The sequence below is a fragment of the Pseudomonas sp. BN607 genome (genome assembly GCF_029871175.1).
GTDB lineage: Bacteria > Pseudomonadota > Gammaproteobacteria > Pseudomonadales > Pseudomonadaceae > Aquipseudomonas.
The window spans coordinates 115,509-135,345 of record NZ_SSOE01000065.1; the positions used below are offsets into that span (position 1 = coordinate 115,509).

Consider the following 19,837-nt stretch of genomic DNA (forward strand, 5'->3'; position numbering starts at 1 on the left):
TGAAAACCTAAGCCCTTTTTTTCGTCCTTGGCTTTGCTATCGGCGACACCTGACAGGCCTGCTGACCTTAAATACGCATCTTTCCATTGCGCATTGTTGCGTGCTGATGCACCATGCTCGCGCAACAATGTGTTGCGTCTTATGGTGAGTGGACGATGGCTAGGGATGATCGGGTGCAGAAACACGCAAGCACCATCAAGGTGGTGCGTAACGGTAAAGCCACGTTCATGCTGCTCTGTGACGATTCGTTTCTCTCAGAATTCTTCGTGCATTGGGCGTACGAGTTAGCTCGCAGGTACCACTTTAATACCGTTAAAGCGTACTGCAGTGATGTCAGAATTCTCATCGATTTTGTTCTTGAAATGGCCTACCTGTTAGGCGGGTTGACCGCTCAAGTGCTTAACGATGCGTTTGAGTGCTTTGAAGATTTCCTCGTGTTTGGAGAGCAAAGCGAAAATGATTTAGTACGGAAAATTGCTAAGTCACTCGGCGCTAATCCTATAAGCGGCAGTAGTGCTGCTAGATACATTACATCTGCAAACAGTTTTCTCGATGCGAGTGAGAGAATGCGAGTGGGGATGCTAGAGCTTAGGCGAGTAGGCTATGTGAGCCAAGACTACCTGTCTGTATTTCCTCAGCGAATCACATATGCTTCAGATGCTCCTAAAAGCATAAGCGCTGCGCTTAAACAAAGCAGTTGGTTTGCTGGGTGTATCTCTGGTGGGGTTAGAAAGATTAAGTACAAAGGGCTAAAGCCAAAGTCGAAAAAAAGCCAAGTAGCTTACACAGACGACTATGGCGGAGATGAGGACGCATTTCCAATCGATAAACTTGTGGAGCTTATTGAAAGTGCTAGCTGTCACAGGGATGCTCTGATATGGAGTGCTGGCGGTGCATTTGGGCCTCGAATCTCAGAATTACTCACAATGTTGGTACAGGACGTGATCCCTCCAACGGACGGTGTCGAGGGTAAAGTTCTCATCATTGAGCCTAGTGCTCGCCTTAACATCTTGTCAAAATGGCTAACTCCGATAGAGATAGATCGTGCGTCACATAAAGGGCGAGATACTCCAGCCACATACTTGATTGAGCCTTTTGCGTCACATTTTTGGTTTAATTACGCTCAGTATCGATTAGAAGTTTTAGATTTTGAGCGGCGGAGCCCATTCGCGGTAAAAAATGATTTTCTCTTCAAGACACTTCTGGATTGCAGGCCGCTCGTTGGTTCTTATCAAACTGTCTACGATCGGTTTCGTGAGGCGGCATTCAAGGTAACCGGTCGTTATTACGGTTTGCATTCATTGAGGCATATGTATGGCTACTACCTTGCAAATTTCTGCCCGGATCCGAAAAGGCCTGGTTATTTCGGATTGGATATAAGAGTGGTGCAGAAGTTGATGGGGCATAAAACACTTAAGGCTACGCTGCGGTACGCTAGAAAGGATGCTCGCATGTTAGAGGCTACAATAAGCATGATTAATTCGATCAGGATGCAACGTGGCGGGTTTAGTGTCGCCAAAGTGAGAGTAGAGCACTTGGAAATCTTGCAAAGGGAAATCGAAGATGCCATGCGGGAGGATGGGCATGATTAACTTGGATGCTGATACTCCTATATGGCTTGTTCCGGAGGATCATATCGCACAGGAATTACTGGAATCCTGTCATACTGTATACGATGCTTATCAGAAATATTATATCCCAGGGGACAAGCACACCCCCGCATACAGAATCAAGCAAGCCACGTTAAGGGGCAGCTTTGACTTTCGAGGTTGGGGTGCTACTGAAGCCAACAAAATGGTTCAAGCTCTGTTTTGGAATAGTCAAGTTCGCTGGAAAGATGTAAACACTAAGTGGAGTTTTCCCAAAGGTTACGATGCTGCATTCACAAATTTCTTGCGGCTTGTATGTGTGGTTCTTTGGGCGCGCGGCGTGTTTTTGGCTCCGCTTAATATTACAAACTTTGCTAAGAGCGATAAGCTCTTTGACGATATTTGTATAATGTTTCCGACTATTACTACGCTATCAGTTGTACGAGGGCTTCATTCAGGTTCCTCCATCCATGGGGTGCGTTACGACTACCATGATAATGGCCGGCGCGCCAGCTTCTGGAATAGACTGCTTTTAAGTACGACATTCTATAATGCTGAAAGCGTGTTGCTGGAGGATGTTGAGACGCTATTCTCAAACTCTCGGGGGGTGACCGGTCTGCCATTGGCGACATATGATATTCCTGGTTTTGTGGAAAAAGTTCTTTACGCTAACGTAGGGGCACTTGAGTATTTAAGGCGGCTACAGAAAGGTCTGTCAGAAAGTAAGAATACAAGTCGCTCCGCTACTCGAAAGGAAATGCTGAGTGATGCTCAAGATTATCTATCTTATGACAGGAGTTCGTCAAAGGCTCATAAAAAAAATCCCGGTAAGTACCAGGATACTATTAATGTCTGCGTGGGTTATAGTGCGGGTGTAGGTGATTTGCCTCTTCTGGAATTCATTAAGATATATTTCACACCTATTCAGTACAAGAAGATATTTGAAGTTGGGTCAAGTTTTTATTTTGGCGTGAGTGATGTCGTCAAGAATCTTGTAGGCGTTATTCGAGATTTGCTTGACGGTCATATTGTTGCGAGTAAATCTGCTCATGATAAGGTCGCTAACTCAAATTTCAATATTCTGGCCAGTTATCTTGGAGTCTACCTTCCACGTTTTTTCGTGGAGCGTGATGGCGACTTGTCGAATTATCCTGCAACCTTGAACGACTTCTCATGTTTTCTATATGTGACTTGGGATCAACAGGGTACTGAAAAGATTTTCAAGTTCGATAAGAGGCCGCCAATAACTCTATTGGAATATACCAAACTTCATGTGCATGCTCACGGGCTGACGCAGAATACTCATAAGGCGAAGGTCAAAGGCTTTGATCGTTTCTTTGAATATATTGAAACCCATCGCTTGCAAATCCCCCATGCGGATCAGTTCGTCAATACTATAGATGACTCCTGTTATCCTAAGGCGCCAGCATCTTCTGGGACAAAGAAACATGGCTTGCCTCGTAAATATTTCTCGGCCTTTATCAGTATGCTGTATTCCTTTGAGTACCTTGTAATGCATCTCAACTATATGGCTGAAGGCTCTGTTGGTGGGATTATAAATGGTCAGTTAGTTATGACCGATGTAGAATGTCTCAAAGAGCCCCGGTGGGAAGGGATATGGGGGGCGGGTAAGAATGCCAGAGTAATGGATCTTTCGCTTCTTAACTATTGTCCTATTTTTTATAGCGATGGTGTTATTTATCGTTTTGAGTATATACCAAGATTCTATCAGATAGCGGAGTATGATATTAAGCATGAGGATGGTACGGTTGAGCGTGGCGATCGAGTTATTCCAAATGATGTTCGAGTTACGCTTATCATGTGTGAAACAGGTTTTAGGCAAGCGCATACGATTTGGCTTGATTTAGATACTTATGATAGAGGGGTGGATCGGAGTAGTGATACCGCTCTGACTGTGCTGAATGTCGCTACAGATAAAGCTCACGGTGCTTGGGTTGCTGTGGTAGCTCGCCATTTGTTACGTATCTTGGATAATCAGCGGGACTGGTACAAAATTTGTGCTAACCCAAGCTACGATCATGATTTGTATTATAATGGTAAACTGACTTCGAGGTTCGGACATTTTAAGCCGCTTTTTCGTAAGTCTAGTAGCCAGCCTTCTGCGTGGGGGATGTGGGCGAAATTTCCAATTTTTTTATTGGCGCTAAAATATTTCATAGAGCGCCAGGTTGGAGACGATACTGACTACGAACTCGTAAGTTTAAAGTCTGCAGATGGTAAGCTTTTTGATTTCAATGACTATTCTGTCGAAGCTGGTATGAGTTATGCGTGGAGAGATTTGAGCAGTGAATATAAGCCACATGGCCTTCGCGCTTCCTTCATTACTAATGCATTGAATTTCTTACCACCTTCTATCATTGGGCAGTTTTATACTGGGCAGACGCCTGAGCTTGTTCTCTATTATCAGCTAGTAGATGGTGTGCAGGTTCCCGGTCATCGTGAAATTCTGGCAGATTATTTGTCTAAGAATCTGGATCAATATTCCAAGGGCGAGGCGCCAGAAATGGCTGACCGTATCCTTCGGCTGAACGCGCAGCTGGCCCAAGGTATGAAGACAAGCGTCTCAGATGCTATTAGGCGATTTGGGTTGGTGAGTCTGAATGGTTACAGGAAAAATAGAAATGGGTTGGAGTTACTTATATCTAGAAAATTTACATCTCTAGCATATAATTCGACCCATATCTGTCCTTTCGGTAATAAATGTCCTGAGGAAATAATTCAGGAATATGGTTACACAATGCCGTGTGCTGCCTGTCCTTATGCTGTCAGAGGGACTATGCACTTGCCAGCAATTAGTGCCGAAAAGGATAAATATAAGGAATTGATGATAGCGGTCGTAAATAAGGTGAATGAGTGTAAAAAACGTAATCCAACCTCCCGAGATAATCAGTTGATTGAGGCTCTTTGCGTGGAGCATGATCACTATGCACGCGAGGCGTATACTCTGGAGGCCGTTGAGCAGCAACTTTATGGTATGTATCAAAGTGGTGCTAATGATCACTTTATGGTACAAGAGAAAGATCAACTTATTGCTCACTTTGAGCGTGTTAAACTCGATGGTGCGGAATATTTGGTCAAAAGGTTGTGTGATTCATTGTCTTGGGTAAACGCTTCTAGTCCCTCGCTTGATATGAATTTTGCATATTTGCGCGCTAGGCTGCTTATGCATGATGGTAAGCTTGAGGAGCTTTTAAATGTCCAGGGAGGCACTCCTGCAAGCCACCTTTCCTCTGTCATTCAGAGCATGGTAGAATCGGGTGCGTTAGATATTATGGATCTGGTAAGGCTCGCGAACGAAAAAGTCGTACCAGAACCTTTGGAGCAAGGACGCATGCTTTTGCCTCAATTGGACACTGAAAATGAGTAAGCGAAAAGACACTTTCAAAGATTACCGTGAACGTCGGGTTGAAGCCAGACTTGATGTTGTCAAGTCTGCTTTGAGAAATCTTGCTAACGCCAATCATAGTAATATTACGCGATTGGCAAAAGATGTTGCGTCTTACGTTACTGCTTTCGAGCTAGCTGAGAATTCTAATTTGGCGACTGAGTTGCGTCAGGAAGATCTAAAGCCTGTTAGCCATGTAACCATTCTTCGCAATGAGGCTTATCGAGCGCTTCTAGACGATTTTCTTGGGAAGGCAGTTGCGCACAGCGATCAGAATGCAATAATTTCTTTCGAAAACGAGGAGCTACGCTTGAAGAATGTCGCTTTAGAAGCGAAGGTCAAGCAGCTAAAAATACTCCTCGTCGACAATTTGGCAGGGTTTGAGCTTTATGATGAAAATAAACCTACAGAGCCTAAGCTTTATCAGATGCTCGAATTTATGGTTTCGCTAGTGGATAGAATGCAACGAAGTGCACCTGGGTGTTTTAAAAATGTCCCAGAGGGAGAAGTGTCTGGACGTCACGCTCCAGGCTTTCATGGCCCTAATGGGATGGTCGCAACACCCGAAGAAATGTTGGATTTTGAGCAGATTCAAGTGTTGCTTCGAGATTGGAAAAAAAAGGCAAAGTCTCTATCTTAGATGTGATTGTCGATAATAATTGATTATGCTGTCGCTTCGAAGACTCTGGATCATCTGATTGTGTCACGCCTGAGCGGCGTCAAATTCAAATTTTTCTCGAGGTTTGACGAATACTTGAGGCGTCTAATTTCCCGCTGATTGATTCCACAGGCGACGCAACGTCGCTTTAGGTAAACCTAGCTGCCTGCCTGCCTCCGCTTGGGTAAGCCCCTGAGACCTGAGCTTCTGAACAGCCTCCCTCTTTCTCTGTGCCTCAACCATTGAGGGCGTTTTCAGGGGGCGGAGTTCATCACTCATCACGGTGTCAGCCAAGCCCAGCCCCTCCAGATCCGCTAGACACTCCAGGAGGGCTTCCCTCGGTGTTCGCTTTTGGTGGCAAGCAACAGCCATTGCGAAGAGAGCAATTGGCTGGACGTTCAGTGCGCAGGCCAACTCGTAGCTCACGTCGATTGTGGCAGTTGTCTTGGCCGCTTCAAGCTGACTCACATGTGATTGAACGACGTGCTTTGAGATCTCTGCTTGAGTCAGGCCTTTTCGACTGCGGAGCAGCTGTAGGGCTGCAGCGAATGGAGAACGCAGCGTCATCGACAATTTCCCAAAAAATTGACGGTATGCCGCGTTTGCTTAGGGTCGCACAAATCTATATATTGATATTCATGGTTTTACTTTCAGGCTCTCTGTGCTTGATGAGCGCGGAGCTGGTGTCAGCGCTAGGGAGGGGGTATGAGTCTTTCCATCAATGATGGTCTGCTCGGGAAGGGTGTCGATTTGATGGGTTGCGAGCTCGATTTGGCTGACGCGCTCGCCCTCGCTAGGAAGGACTTCAAGTGGATGCCCCTTTGCGTCGTCGAAGACTGGGTAATCCTTGATGCGATCTTGACCGATGAAGAACAGGCCAAGGTGGCTGCCGCAGGGTGCCAACCTATGTTCCTGTTTGCCCACAAGGTCGTTCATGACGAGCAGCGGCGCTTTGAGCCTGGCAATTGGGTCAGATCCACAATCGCCCATACCTTCAAGGATGGCTATCTCTTCGGGACAAGGAACACGATCTACGTTCTGAAGGGGCCGGGGTATCGTAAGTCGTCCACCCTGCAAGGCATCTTCTCAATCTTCTAGGTGTCACGACCCCGCTCGTGACGACTCGACTGTTTCAGAGGTCAAGACATGTTCCGTTCACACCTAGCTGACATGGCCGGCATCCCTGGCATGTTTGGCGACGGGCTTATGCACTGGCATGGCGTTTCCCGAGCTCTCGCTACCCACTGGTACCACGTTAGCGTTCAGCGTTTCGAGGATGGTCAATTCAGGGATCAAACGGAAATGCCCAACGATGAGGCCCGGCTCGTTGATCTGTTGTTAGCCCAAAATGAAAGCCTGGTTGTCCGAGAAGTCCAGGCTGTCACACCCGGCTGGATGAATAAAAGTGATGGCTGGAGGATGGAAAAGCTGATGTCTCTCTCCATGGGCTTTAGCCAGGAGGAAGTGCCGGTGTCGATCCTCGAGGTCGAGGGTGGCAAAGTATACATCGACTCGCATGAGCCAAATCTCAATGTTGAGTCTCTGACAGGGCTGAAAGAGCTGTACCGGCGCAGCCCTGTAAAAGCCCCTTCAGCTGAGATGGCGGGGGCCTAATAATCATGACAGACATCAGCACGGTTTCAGTAGACTTCCATGTTAAGCGTTACTCTGACTTTGATTTGCTCAGAACTGCTCGAGCTGTCGGACAGGGATATGAGGATGAGATCACTGCATTCCTGGTGAATGTCCAGATTCAAGCATGCAGCGCTGTGGGCGTGGTTTTTGGACATGCGCGAAAAGGGCCATATGGGCGGTTTTCGGATGGGCATTTGATCCGGACTTCGGACATCCAGAAGGTAGAGAGGGAAGGGCGGTTCTGGGTTATTACGACCGTCAATTCTCGCTACGTTGCGGCCACTTTCGGGCGGGAAGGTGGACGACGCAGTCTCCGCGAGTTTCGACGCCTTGCTGAAAATCGGTATATTCCGACTCCTGATCGTCATCACTGATATAGGAACTCAGCCTACTCAGCGGGCCGCTTCGCGGACGGCTGGCGTGAACCAAACCCCGCCCAGAGCGGGTTTTGGCCCTGTCGGGCTTTCATCCTCCCGCCTGCGCGCTCCGCTTGCCCAGATAAATCGGAGCCAGCGTTAATCAACAGTTGATAGGGTAAAGTAGTCGGGCTCTGCACTGATGAAAACAACCTATGCCATCAATGCAGAGGCCTACCTGGCAGCTAGCTCACATCGTCAGTAGCGCGACGTTAGCCCAAGGGACACTGATTCAAAGAGAGCAGGTTGTTGTTCCATTGCCCATCAGCATAAGTCCGCAAATAAGCGGCCTTGCCATTCTCCCTAACTACGCCGATGTAGGCCTTCTTCCCGCTAGTCGGATCTTGAACATAAAAAGTATTCGATTTCGCATCGATACTTTGAATGACCTGCTCCCTTGACCATTTCCAACCCGCAGCTGGGTTGCCAAGGTGGGTGATGTGCTCGTGAGCACTATTGACGTTTGGTTTGGTGATGCACGTGACTACTACATCTGCCATTGCAAATTCCTTTGATGATGTCCTTAAGAGTGGAGCCTCCCGCATCTCGTTTTGTAGTGGCTTCTGGCTATTTGTGTCAAGAGAATAGAGGCAGGTGAAAAATGACGCCAAATTCTTGGCTTTGGATTTCGCAGCTATCCCGTAAAATTCTTCGCTACTAACGTCGCGTGGGCTAGTATTTCTGACCGAGAAAAGGTATTCGGGTATTTCAGTTTATTAAGTCAAGGATGGTTATGACAGCGCAGAAAATTCCCCTCGAGTCCGAAGTGGTCATCTGGTTGCAGCAATGCATAGAGAATGATGAGCTGTTTGATGCGATCCAGGGCAAGGAGGCCGTACTGTCGCTGGCAGATCTAGGTGATCAAGAATGCTTTTTACCTGCTTTCAGTATCGACTACATTTCACGTCGTGCCTCCGCAGAAGCGGCTCGGCATGTACTTGGCCGGCTTGCCTTGTTGGAAATTATTTCCATCAACACAAGCATTTCCCTCACAACTGGGGAAGTGCTACGCCCTGATATTCTTTGTTTTAATTCGGAAACCAAAACTCTTGTTGTGTTTGAAGTCAAGCGTGCCAGCGATACAGAGCGCCAGACAGTTACCGAGCTAGCGGGTTATGAGCAAGAGCTACGGAACATGCTGCCATTTCTGGGGAATTTCGACGTCTGCTTCGTGGTCGTCGCAGCAGATTGGTCGACTCTCCTAGTCCATGCAGTTGGCAGTATGAATGCTTGGTCAGGAAAGCAATGCCTGGCACTTCGACTCACTAGCAATGAGTCAGGATTTGGACTGACTGCACACTTGCCGGAAGCTTGGCACCTTACGGGCAGCACGAACCTTCCTCCGGAAGCGTTGACTTCTATCGACCTATACCTCGCTTACAAAGGTATTGATCAACTGGGAGATGAAGGGCCCATAGGTGATCATGGCAACACTGAAGAAGACGATGAGCGTTGGCCGCCACGAGCCGTTCTTTCGGCAATGGATATGATCGCCAGGTCAGGTGACCGCGCTGGGTCACACGGATTTATGATGCTTTGGCGTGATGTCCACGGTTACGGTAGAGGGAGATGGTGCATAACACTTACTGCAATCGATCCATACGCAATGTATGCGTGGTGCAGAGACCATGGGTTGCCTCAGCGAGAATCGGAAGCTGGAGCGTTTCTCAACAATCGTAGAGGCGACCTCTTGGGGCAGACGCCCACCACTGTATATGACATAGCCAAAGCAGCTTATCCTATTTTGGAAGAGCACTTCGATCCAGAGTTTTGTGGTGACTTTCAGTGGCATCTCAAGATTCGTCAATATCGTCATAGAGTTGTGCCGACGAGGTTCGACTTCTGGGGCAGCCTAGGACAGCACGCACGTGAGTTTGTTTGCAATCCTGCAGTCAGGCATAACTACATGCCATTTGTATCCAGGAGTCAGCTGGACTGGACGGATCCTGCAGTTGCAATGACATTGGTGGCTAACCTCTCGGTTGGAGTGCCATTCCCAAGGGGAGTAATCAAGTGCAGCGATGCCTTCCGAGTAGGTCGCGTACTCGGTGATTTAGCGGTCGCTGCCTTCAATGCCACTCCTGACAGAGAACACGCGGCCAAGATTGAGCCGCTGGTCGAGTGGGCGCAGCTTGAAGCGCTCAGGTATGCCATTGAGATGAAGCAGATGTACGACATCACTGAAGAAGTCGTCGCACCGATGCCTCACCTTTCCACCGACCCCTCGAAGCGTTTTGAGGCCACCCAAGAGCTGGCCAGTTGGGTGACCAGTTATCTGATTGGCCCGCATCATCCGCTTCATCAGGCCTGCTTTGAACTTGGTTATCGTCATGCAATCGTATTCGATCTGCTGGAGGAGGGCTCTCGACGACACCTTCAGTCGGCCGGCGCCGGTGAGGCAGTAGTGCTGGTTCGGCAGATTCTGGTTGTTGTGATAGGCAGGGCTGAAGGGAGTCAAGGTCAAGTTTTTAGTTCTGAAGATTACCTCCGTTTTATGGACTTCCTAGAGCCGTATATGAGTGCGGAGATGGATCGGAAGAATGAGGTCGAAATCAGTGACGCGATAGGTGCGATTGACGATGATGTGCTTCTGTCAGGTTTTCCTAGTCTGATTGTAGAAGGGATGGATTCGATCATCCCTGTTGTCCTGCACACTACCAAAGCTCCGTTCCATGGAAAAGTTGATTGGGAGTGGTTGAAGTCTGGCGTGAAGGCACTGTTCGAAAGCGGGGATCATTGTCCAGCTATCATCTTTAGCCAAGATGGGACAATAGGTAGCGGTCGTTTGCAAGAGCCATTCAGGATGGTGTCGCCGATCAGTGACCCAGAGACGGAGGTTTATGTGATTGACGAGTCGTCTAGGCTGAGCATCGCAATTAAGATGTCATGGGATGAGGTGATAGAGTTCCATGCCAAGCGAAGCCATGGATACTCCAAATCACCCTCGCATCCAAGTGCAGATTAATGTTTGACGAGGCCATGGAATTTCCTTTGTCACTCAGCGTAGGGTGCCGGTATTGGAGGGGCAGGGATATTCAGTTTGCACTGCAAGGCCATCTGGTATGCAGTGTCCAGGTGCGTGGCAAGTGAGCCTCCCATCTCAATGTGTTGCGACAACACTTCCTGGTGGTCAGCATCTGTCAGGGTGTTGTTGAAGATGAGCCAAGAATGCAGGTGCGGTGTAGTTTGTGTGATGGAATCTGCAACACTTTCGGACAGCGCTCGGGCCTTGCGGTCATCAGTAATAAAGGCTTGTCGGATCTTGCTGGCGAAGGCGATTGAGGACAGTTCGCCTTTCCCCAGCTTCCTGCGATTTTCGAGATCAGCGATAGCCTGTAGGTCGTCAATACTGCAGGAGTGGGATGCGAACTTGCCTCTTTTCCTCTCACGTTCCAGACGCTCCCTGAGCTCAAGGTCGGCATCCGTTGGTGATGACCGTGGCTTGACAAGGCATTCATAGAACACAAATCCGGTTATGCAAAATTCGCACTTGGCTTCTTGAGCCCCCGCATAAAGCCTCCGTGATGACAAAATATTCCAAACAGAGCAAGTGTCGGCGACGTTGATTTTGTGGAACTTGGATGGATCAATGGCCATGAATTTTCCTTCCATACAGCGACGCAAGTGCGTTCAATTCTCCATAGCCACAGAGCAGTGCTTCTGCGAGCCGCCCAAGGCTGATTACGCCTTGGCTATGAGCATCCAGACATAGCGTCACGTAATGATTCGATAGCCCTCGTTCGAGCAAGGCGGTTTTTCTCAATCGTTGTGGTTGTGTGAGGCTTTCTGGCAATTCAGGATCTATTTTCGCCTCCCGCAGAACACGATAGCTACGGATGCGTCGACTGGTCGCTTCATCGGCTCGTTTCGCTGCTTTCAAGGCGACACCAAGGGCGTCACAGCTCACCCGGAATTTATTAGCCCATAATTGGGCATCCTCTTGCGTCCAAGCGCCGGGATCAGGGAGCTTGCTGATCGTTTCTGGTGGCATCAGATAGCAGGATGCAAACCTGTTGGCGCGAACCTCCCTGATATCCTTGTCTCCTGGGATCGTCACGCTTGGCCCATCTTCGCTGTCAAAAATGCAGTGAGCCATCTCGTGGGCCGCACTGAAGCGCTGTCGATACACATCCTCGTTGTAGTTGACTAAAATGCATCTGCCTGCGACGGGATGTTTCACGAAAACGCCAGAGATGTTGGAGTTTTCCAGCCTTCGACGAAACACATGCACACCAACCGAGCGAAACTCAGCGTAGATATCTCGGGGTACCTCCCGATCTGAGTGTCCCATGAGCTGACGAAATGCCTTAGCCGCTTCTTCTGCATGACCTATGAAATAGTTTCCTTGCGGCTTGAAAGCGAATGACCGGGCACCGCCCCGAAGCTCCTGGGTGAGGAATTCTTCGGTCTCACAGAGATACAAAAACTCCTGAATCGCCGAACGATCCTCTTTCGAAAACTCATGGCCGTGGGCCCGGTACAGTGTTTCCGTTTGCTCGAATGGAGCCAGTTCCTCGTTCGAAATGAAGAATTTGAAGTCACAGCGATAGTAGTCGGCGAGGATGAGCACCTCGTCCCCGGAGGGCTCAAGCCTGCCCATCTCGATTTGTTTGAGCCGTTCCGCTTCAATAGCTACTGCCTCTGCGACTTCGCTGAGAGGGCGCTGGAGCTGATTACGGTACCGCCGGAATTTATCGCCTAAAGCTTGGAGGTTCATGCGTTGGGTCACATCCTAGTGGCGTAGCTCCGACAGATCATAGCCTGAGTAGTAGCACTCGTTAATCAGCACTCGGCAGTGCTCCCTCAACGATCTGTTCGAATCTTTCAGTCACAAACGGTTTGGGCGCGGGTGGTTACTCGAAAACAGCTCCATTTGTTCGATGCATTACTGGACGGTCTTCACCATGCTCCTAGATACCCAGCCCTGAACCTCTATGTCCTCGTGCTTGTAAATGACCTCCAGCCAGGTCTTGTCGGTCGAGCCTACAACCTCCAGCACGGCATACTGCTTCAAAGGCATGATTACCTCGGCCTTCATGCCTGGCGAGTAGCGAAGGTTCACGTTGTCTCTGGCCACGAGCCTCACACGCGCCTTGGCGCTTTTAGTCATATGGCACATCGAGGAACGAACCAGCCTGTGAGCCTCGGCAGTAGACTCCGACTGAAGGGTAAGATCATTGAGATCACACAGACCCTCCTTAAAGTCCTTCCACTGGCTCACATGCGCCAATGTGCCTGACAGGAAGCTCAGGATGCAGCAAAGCAGGAGGAACGCGGCAGGCGAAAGCGGCTTGCGATTCTCCTTGCCTTCAAGTGCCTCGATAATTTCTGTCTGTAGCGAGGCTTCCTGAACGGGCTTGACGTCATAGCGAGCTGCCGGCTCCCGAACCAAGGCTGTCTGCTCGACGATTTCATATTCTTCAAACAGTTTGGCCAGCTTGCTTGCAGATGTGCGCTCGAGTGCCTCGAACAACGGAGTCTCTGCAAGGATCGCTACCTGCTTCATCATCTCGCTGTAGTTCGGCGTGGCGTGCAGCTTTGCCAACCCTTCCGTGAGGCTGTGGATCTGTGCGAGGCTCGCCAATCTGGCTTGAGCAGCTTCATTGTCTGCCCAGATACTGCGGAAGGATTTCAGTCCATCTAGTGCTCGAATCTGGCCTGAAATCCTCTCCATCGCTTGTGTAGCGGCGCTCTCGAAGCTGGGGAACTGCAATCCTGAAATACCACCAAACGGCTGAAATAAGGGGCCGGAGGTTAGTCGCATGATGGCTTCAATCTGCTTGCTCGGATAAAGGCTATCCATCGCACGCATCGCTGCAGTTGCAGGTGCAATGGCCTTGTCCGCGAATTCCCGGATTTGCCTAAGGGAAGCACCATGGGAGTCATGAAGCAGAGAGCTAGTCACTCGGGCCTTTTCTAATAGAGCCTGGGTGCCGGCATAGCTTTCCTGGAAAGACTTGATGGCTTCGATGGTTGAACTGTCGATAGGAGGTGGAGGAGAGAGCGTCTCGTTCGCCATTCTTTGGAGGGCCGCCAATTCTTGGGGCGTTCTTTCCGCTTCAGCCTGGTTGATGGTTTCTATGTAATCAGCTACCTGCTGAAGTCGTTCGTCTTGATTCGACACCGTCCCACCCCAAGTCTTCGGCTCAGATCAAAAGGATACCCGTTCCGGTTCTGTAAGGGCGATGAGTTTTCCAGGACTGTGAGTGAACACATGGATCCACTCTTTGAACCGCGTTAGGTGGTATGGCGCGCCGCCTCGCGGCCTGGCTGTCGTAAACCGAGCCTAGGCGTTCCGCCCAGTCTCTGCCCTGTCGGGCTGACATCCTTTACGCCTTCGGCCTTCGTGGCCTGCGCGCTCCGCTTGCTTTTACGGCCTAGTTAGTAGCCGTGTTCGGCGGCATAAGAAGTTCGGATCAGAGGGGCAGCAAAGAAAAATCGGAAATACGCTCAAGGTTTTCCGAAACGAACCGTGTGTCATCACCGAACTCAACTATCGGATCAGGATCGTGGAAAGCCGCACTCGCAACAAAATCTGCTCCAGATCTGCCCCAGAGCATAGGGATTCATAGGCTTGTACCATTTCGAGCCGTTCGATATGATTGGTTTCGGCTCTCCGCCCAAGCTCTGGTCGACTTGAAAAAGAGATCGCTATACCCCGCTTCAATCCTGCTATCGCATTCCGGAATTCCCGGTTAATCGCTAGTGACAAAACGCCCAGCGCAGCGACACTTTCCTGGTATTTCTTGGATGACTGACTTCGTCAAGACAGCTGCATTTGCAGCCAAAAAATCTCTCGCCCTCAACGGTATAAAAGTCCAGCACGGCATTGCGCTGGAGATCGTTGCCGCGTTCCTGGGATACAGGACATTTGCTGCCCTTGTGGTAGAGGAGGGCAACGACAGTCTTAAATATCACCTAGCAGATGCTGAACTCATCGTCCTCGATTACCAGGGTGGCGTCTCTCGGCTGACTGCGCTGGGGGTGTTGCAGGCCTTCATTGTTCAAGACTTCATCGATGCTATCGTCGCGTGTCGTAATGGCGTGTTTCCGGATCTTTCAGACTTTCTTGATGACTACGTCGAGCGGGAGCTTCAGGACGTCATCCTTTCGGATAAGGGAGTCATCGAAGCAGTAGAGCGCGCGACAGGGTCTGAGCCATCTTCAGTTGAGCTAGATGGAGGGTGGTCGTTCAGCGAGCAGTTCTGGACAGCCTGCGAAACTTGGCAGGTTTCGTGCTCTGGCTCACTCGAAGGGTTGGCCAATCGGGTTAGTGCTGATGCTGACAATGATGGTGAGGTCGAAGAAGTGCGTTGTAGTGGTCAGGTCATATTTGCCAAGGCGGGGCGGGCGGGGTTGAGATTCCTGCGTGGCGTTGGTGAAGTTCTCTAGCGGGGGCAGGAGGAAACGTCCAGAAAAGCCACGGCTCGCTTCATCTGTGGACTGTTCAGGTGGGGTTGACGTGTCCATCACGTTCTCATCACGTATTCGATGATGAAGAAAGGTCTAGTTATGCAGGTGACACAGGCATCGATCTCAGCCGCTATGCCGATAGCGATGTGCTCTCAACTCACACTGAAGGCCTGACTTCCTACATGATGCGTCCTGATGGAAGCGGTAAGCCGCTGACAGCGGGTGATGTGAGGCAGCGCTTTGCCAACGTCACACGAGGTACTGATCTGATCTTGGTAGGTACGCCCGAACAAATTGCTGATCGAATCGAGGAGCATGCTCGCATCTCGGGCACCAGTGGCTACATGCTTAACCCGCTCACAAGCCCTGGCACGCTTGAGGATTTCGCCGAGCTGGTCGTGCCTGCGCTCCAAAAACGAGGCCTCTATCGCACTTAGCCGCAAACCGGCACTTTTCGATCTCGGCTGAGGACTGACGGCTCTAGTCGGCTACCGTCATCCGCCTATGGGGCTTCTTTTCGGGATCGTTGACATGAAAATCCTATGATCGGATAGCCAAGCCTCGGGATGGTCACTACCGGTGTGGCCTACTGAGGAGGCGTTCGACTCGGGGCTAGGGGAATATATGACACAGGCGCTGTCATCGTGTGTTGCGATGGCCCGCCGGACAGCTAAACAAGGAGTCTGAGCGGTTACTCGGCCAGCCGCTTCTGGGTAAGTCTCCTGGCTAGCTCAGTATCCGTGCAGTGATAGCCTTCGACGGCAGCTTTCGCGGCAGGCTTAGGGTGTTCGGTAAGGTCAGAACTACCGATTCGGTTTGATGTCATAATGATGCACAGGGACATCGGCACGTATCCTCGAGCCAGCCCTATGGGACATCAGTCCAATGCTAAGCAACGACGATTTTCGCTACATCGCTCACAGGCATCTACTCGAATTGGATGCTTCAAATTCCAGGCTCAGGCACCTAATTTCTCGGGGCGAAATCAACGGTGTCCTTTGGGATGATGCTGTCCAATGGCACCAACACTCATATGACACCTGGGTCATCTTCTTGAGCCAGAATGCTCAGCGTTCGTTACCAGCCTGATCTGCAATCGCAGTGAGATCTTCGATTTTCAGAGGTTTCACTCCATACAGTCTACCTCCCAGTGAGGCCAACGGTGCTTCTAGAGACTCTTGCATATGTCAGGGCAAGAGTCCCTGTTTGTATCTTGACTGAAAATCATAGAGCCGTTGGAGCGCGACCCTCCCAATCCAATCAAAATCTGACTGGCCGCTCAAGAAACAGTGGTCTGTGTCGATAATTGCTCATTCAGCACGCGTGGAGTCTAAAATGTTTGATCGCAAACTCAAAAAAACGGTGCATGAGCAGAGTGCGGAGCTACATCTGCTACGTCAGCAGGTCGAGCAAATGGACAGAGGGATGCTTTCCATAAGACTTAATGCTCAGTTCCGGATCTGTGCAGTCAATCGACTTTTCTTGGATACCTTGGGGTATTCAGGCGACCATCTGCATGGCCGTCCGCTTTCCGAGATCGTCCCGCCTTACGTCAAAGATCTCCCTTGCTTCCACGCCTTCAATCAAGCTGTGGCGCGATTCGAACCCGTCAATGACGAATATCGCTACCTGCGGGCTGACGGTACTCTTGCATGGTTGAAAATCTACTGGCTTCCTATTCGAAACCAAGACGGAAGCTTGGCTCATGTCCAGGGCTACGGCAGTGAGATCACTCGTACCGTTGAGCAGGCCAAGGAGAATCAGGCTCTGATTGAGGCATTGGTCAGGTCTACAGCTGTCATAGAGTTTAAACTGGATGGCACCGTCATCACGGCGAACAAACAGTTCCTCGATGCGATGGGCTATTCACTGGGCCAGATCGTCGGCAAGCATCATCGGTTGTTCTGTTCAGCGGAAGAAGCGGCATCCGATGGGTACGTAAATTTCTGGAAGACACTCAACCGTGGTGAATACGTCGCGAATCGCTTCAAGCGAGTCGACGGACGTGTTAACGATATTTGGTTGGAGGCAACCTACAACCCTGTGCATGACACTGAGGGCAAACTGGCTAAGGTCGTGAAATTTGCGAGTGTAGTCACCGACCAGGTAGCTCGAGAACAAGAAGTTAAAGATGCCGCCGGCGTTGCTTTTGATGTGTCGCAACGAACGGACTCTAGTGCCGAGCACGGCGCTGTCGTGGTAACGCGAACGGTAGGTACGATGCGGAGTATCGCTGAGCAAATGAAGCTCGCAACCGACAGCATCGAGGCGCTTGGTAAACAATCTGCTTTGATCAGCTCAATCGTTCAAACCATTGGTGGTATCGCATCGCAAACCAACCTTCTTGCCCTGAATGCGGCGATTGAAGCGGCACGTGCTGGAGAACAGGGTCGGGGCTTCGCTGTGGTTGCCGATGAAGTCCGAAAGCTCGCGGGCCGCACCAGTTCGGCGACCGAAGAGATTGTAAACGTCGTTCAGCAAAACCAGGAGCTCGCTGACAAGGCCGTCGCCCAGATGTTCAGCAGTCGTGCGAAAGCCGAGGAGGGCTTGCTACTAGCCAACGAGGCGGGCACGGTTATCCTCGAGATTCAGAATGGCGCGAAGCAAGTAGTGGAAGCTGTGGGGCGTTTTGCTAACGAGGTGAAGTAGACGCGCATCCATTGACGGTCACTACCAATGTGCATCAGTCACGGACTGGCCAACGCAAAAGGCACGCCCTTTTGGTGTCTTTGCTTTGGACAGTCATGTGGTTGCCTAAGGCATATTCCTCAATCACTTCGTTTCTATACGATTACTCCATCCCCTAGCTGGCTTTCGCAGCGTCTCAAAAGCGATGTAACTACCGCACTCTGGTGCAAACCAGCACGTTCCGATCTCGACTGACATCTGATGACTCCAGTCGTCTACCGTCATCTGCAAACGACGCTAATCCCGCCAGCCTCTGGCGAATTGGCGCTTCCGAGGTGATCCGTCATCACGGGCATTGCTAATTTCGTGGGTTCCGCTAACTTATACAAAACCTGTACAAGATTGAGGTGTTGTACATGTATTGCCAGTGGCCTTTGACCCTTTACTTTGACGGTGCCTGCCCATTGTGCGTCAGGGAGGTGGCCTTCCTGCGGAGGCGTTCAACTGCAGCAAAGCTCATCCTGATCGATATCGATGGCGATGACTTCGATCCCATACCTCTTGGCCTGTCGATTGAGCAATTGAGATCGTGCTTGCACGCAAGGTTCGCGAACGATCAGTGGGTCACAGGCTTGGACGCAACCCTGTGGAGCTGGCGTGCTGCCGGTGTCGGGATGTGGGCATCTCCACTGGCTTGGCGTCCGCTACGTCCTTTGCTTTCAGTTCTGTACAGGTTGTTCTGTCGTTTGAGGCCAAGTTTGGCCTGGCTACCCCATCCCGAGGTTAGGCAACGTTGCAAAGGTGAGGAATCCAAATGTCACATTCGCTAGCCGAGCATTATCGTGAAATCCTTGTTGGCGTTGGTGAAAACCCACAACGAGAAGGGCTCTTGGATACACCCCAACGTGCTGCCAAAGCGATGCAATATCTATGCAATGGCTATACCCAGAGCCTGGCTGAGATAGTCAATGATGCTTTGTTCGAAAGTCAGAACGATGAGATGGTGGTCGTTCGCGATATCGAGTTGTACTCATTGTGCGAGCATCACATGTTGCCGTTTATTGGTAAGGCTCATGTTGCCTACCTGCCAACAGGGCGAGTATTGGGCCTTTCCAAAGTGGCGCGCTTAGTTGATATGTTCGCCCGTCGCTTACAGATTCAAGAGAATTTAACCAGGCAAATTGCGTGTGCCATGCAGGAAGTTACTGATGCCGCAGGGGTTGGGGTAGTCATCGAGGCGAAGCATATGTGCATGATGATGCGGGGTGTAGAAAAGCAAAACTCGGTGATGATTTCTTCGGTAATGCTAGGTGAGTTTAGAGACTCCCCAACTACCCGGCACGAATTCCTCAATCTCATTGCACGACACACCTGAAATCCGATCCTGAGCCGCAGAGAAAGGGCGCACCAATGCGTACAGCTTTTACTACATTATCTCCAAGTCGTTTTACAGCCCTAGGTTACGGTGGCTTGCTGCCATTTGTTGCTCTGACACTGCTGTTTTTTTGGGCGGCTGAGTATAGAGATTTTCTATCTTTTGCTTTGGTTGGCTATGGTGCTGTGATACTGAGTTTTGTCGGCGCCCTGCATTGGGGGTTCGCTATGATGCTACAGGGCTTGCTTGCGAATGAGCGGCAGGAGAGGCTCGTGTGGAGTGTGATACCAGCCCTCATCGGTTGGGTTAGCATGTTGTTACCTGTGCAATGGGGCTGCTTGTTGTTGGCCTTTGGCTTTATTGGCCATCTTTGGCAAGATCGTAAATTAGTAAATATTGTGCCTGGGTGGTATTTGCCTATGCGAGTACGTTTAACGATCTTGGTGAGCTTATGTTTGGTTATTAGCGCGCTCGTAGTGTTTTTTGATAATTGAGATCATTTTCCCGGTGTTAGCGGCCAAGTGACGATTGAGGCGTCACGACCTAGATCAGACCAACCCGATGGGTGGGAGGCGCTGGGTCGGGGAGCTGGCTCTCCGGATGGCGCCGCGGGAAATCGTCGCTCCGGGTTGCAGGCATCCCTGGACGACCTGGGCTTCGCCTCGAGGCTGACCATCTGTATCAAACCGTCATCGACTACCATTCACACAAGGCCGG

General features: G+C 50.3%; 17 protein-coding genes and 1 pseudogene. 13 read left to right on the plus strand and 5 right to left on the minus strand.

Annotated features, from left to right (window positions below; genetic code table 11):
- Positions 1–155: 155 nt before the first annotated feature.
- From E8E68_RS22215 to E8E68_RS22225, 3 genes are read left to right on the plus strand one after another with little or no spacing between them, the layout of a single operon-like run.
- A complete protein-coding gene (locus E8E68_RS22215) occupies positions 156–1,592 on the plus strand; it encodes a site-specific integrase (RefSeq protein WP_280344760.1) in 1,437 nt (478 codons plus the stop codon).
- Positions 1,585–4,977 (plus strand): hypothetical protein, encoded by a 3,393-nt coding sequence (locus E8E68_RS22220; protein ID WP_280344763.1) that lies wholly within the window; start codon positions 1,585–1,587, stop codon positions 4,975–4,977. The genes E8E68_RS22215 and E8E68_RS22220 overlap by 8 nt, the downstream gene beginning before the upstream one ends.
- Positions 4,970–5,635, plus strand: a complete 666-nt coding sequence (locus E8E68_RS22225) for a hypothetical protein (RefSeq protein ID WP_280344766.1) — start codon at positions 4,970–4,972, stop codon at positions 5,633–5,635. Before E8E68_RS22220 ends, E8E68_RS22225 begins: the two co-directional genes overlap by 8 nt.
- A gap of 123 nt (positions 5,636–5,758) precedes the next feature.
- Here the strand turns inward: E8E68_RS22225 and E8E68_RS22230 are convergent, their stop codons facing one another.
- On the minus strand, positions 5,759–6,220 hold the full coding sequence (locus E8E68_RS22230) for a helix-turn-helix transcriptional regulator (protein ID WP_280344768.1): 462 nt from the start codon (positions 6,218–6,220) through the stop codon (positions 5,759–5,761).
- Between the two features lie 138 nt (positions 6,221–6,358).
- Between E8E68_RS22230 and E8E68_RS22235 the strand changes: the two genes are divergently transcribed.
- The 3 genes from E8E68_RS22235 to E8E68_RS22245 are packed head-to-tail and all read left to right on the plus strand — an operon-like array spanning position 6,359 to position 7,662.
- Positions 6,359–6,751: a hypothetical protein gene (locus E8E68_RS22235; protein ID WP_280344771.1), complete on the plus strand. Its 393-nt coding sequence runs from the start codon at positions 6,359–6,361 to the stop codon at positions 6,749–6,751.
- Positions 6,752–6,799: 48 nt separating this feature from the next.
- A complete protein-coding gene (locus tag E8E68_RS22240) occupies positions 6,800–7,267 on the plus strand; it encodes a hypothetical protein (RefSeq protein WP_280344772.1) in 468 nt (155 codons plus the stop codon).
- A gap of 5 nt (positions 7,268–7,272) precedes the next feature.
- Positions 7,273–7,662 (plus strand): hypothetical protein, encoded by a 390-nt coding sequence (locus E8E68_RS22245; RefSeq protein WP_280344774.1) that lies wholly within the window; start codon positions 7,273–7,275, stop codon positions 7,660–7,662.
- Positions 7,663–7,916: 254 nt separating this feature from the next.
- Here E8E68_RS22245 and E8E68_RS22250 read toward each other — a convergent pair whose 3' ends face one another.
- On the minus strand, positions 7,917–8,204 hold the full coding sequence (locus tag E8E68_RS22250) for a DUF3892 domain-containing protein (protein ID WP_183673732.1): 288 nt from the start codon (positions 8,202–8,204) through the stop codon (positions 7,917–7,919).
- Positions 8,205–8,437: 233 nt separating this feature from the next.
- On the opposite strand from E8E68_RS22250, the gene E8E68_RS22255 reads away from it, so the two are divergent.
- A complete protein-coding gene (locus E8E68_RS22255; RefSeq protein ID WP_280344782.1) occupies positions 8,438–10,669 on the plus strand; it encodes a hypothetical protein in 2,232 nt (743 codons plus the stop codon).
- A 29-nt stretch (positions 10,670–10,698) separates the two neighbouring features.
- Here the strand turns inward: E8E68_RS22255 and E8E68_RS22260 are convergent, their stop codons facing one another.
- The 3 genes from E8E68_RS22260 to E8E68_RS22270 all read right to left on the minus strand — a co-directional run bounded on the left by E8E68_RS22260 (position 10,699) and on the right by E8E68_RS22270 (position 13,828).
- Positions 10,699–11,301, minus strand: coding sequence for a hypothetical protein (locus E8E68_RS22260; protein ID WP_183673738.1), 603 nt, complete (start codon positions 11,299–11,301; stop codon positions 10,699–10,701).
- Positions 11,291–12,421 carry an XRE family transcriptional regulator gene (locus E8E68_RS22265; protein ID WP_185279558.1) on the minus strand — a complete coding sequence of 377 codons (1,131 nt, stop codon included), beginning with the start codon at positions 12,419–12,421 and terminating at the stop codon, positions 11,291–11,293. Before E8E68_RS22265 ends, E8E68_RS22260 begins: the two co-directional genes overlap by 11 nt.
- A 168-nt stretch (positions 12,422–12,589) precedes the next feature.
- Positions 12,590–13,828 carry an SH3 domain-containing protein gene (locus tag E8E68_RS22270; RefSeq protein WP_280344790.1) on the minus strand — a complete coding sequence of 413 codons (1,239 nt, stop codon included), beginning with the start codon at positions 13,826–13,828 and terminating at the stop codon, positions 12,590–12,592.
- Between the two features lie 626 nt (positions 13,829–14,454).
- On the opposite strand from E8E68_RS22270, the gene E8E68_RS22275 reads away from it, so the two are divergent.
- From E8E68_RS22275 to E8E68_RS22300, 6 genes and pseudogenes are all read left to right on the plus strand, one after another.
- Complete coding sequence (locus E8E68_RS22275) at positions 14,455–15,096, plus strand: hypothetical protein (protein WP_280344793.1); 642 nt, start codon at positions 14,455–14,457, stop codon at positions 15,094–15,096.
- 116 nt (positions 15,097–15,212) lie between these two features.
- A pseudogene (locus E8E68_RS22280) lies at positions 15,213–15,647 on the plus strand (LLM class flavin-dependent oxidoreductase); the annotation flags it as partial.
- A gap of 805 nt (positions 15,648–16,452) precedes the next feature.
- Positions 16,453–17,766 carry a PAS domain-containing methyl-accepting chemotaxis protein gene (locus tag E8E68_RS22285; RefSeq protein WP_280344795.1) on the plus strand — a complete coding sequence of 438 codons (1,314 nt, stop codon included), beginning with the start codon at positions 16,453–16,455 and terminating at the stop codon, positions 17,764–17,766.
- A 395-nt stretch (positions 17,767–18,161) separates the two neighbouring features.
- Complete coding sequence (locus E8E68_RS22290; RefSeq protein WP_280344798.1) at positions 18,162–18,575, plus strand: DUF393 domain-containing protein; 414 nt, start codon at positions 18,162–18,164, stop codon at positions 18,573–18,575.
- Entirely contained in the window at positions 18,560–19,120 is a 561-nt protein-coding gene (gene folE / locus E8E68_RS22295) for a GTP cyclohydrolase I FolE (protein WP_280344801.1), read from the plus strand. Before E8E68_RS22290 ends, folE begins: the two co-directional genes overlap by 16 nt.
- Before the next feature lie 35 nt (positions 19,121–19,155).
- Positions 19,156–19,614, plus strand: coding sequence for a DUF3429 domain-containing protein (locus E8E68_RS22300; RefSeq protein ID WP_280344803.1), 459 nt, complete (start codon positions 19,156–19,158; stop codon positions 19,612–19,614).
- The last annotated feature ends 223 nt before the right edge of the window (positions 19,615–19,837 follow it).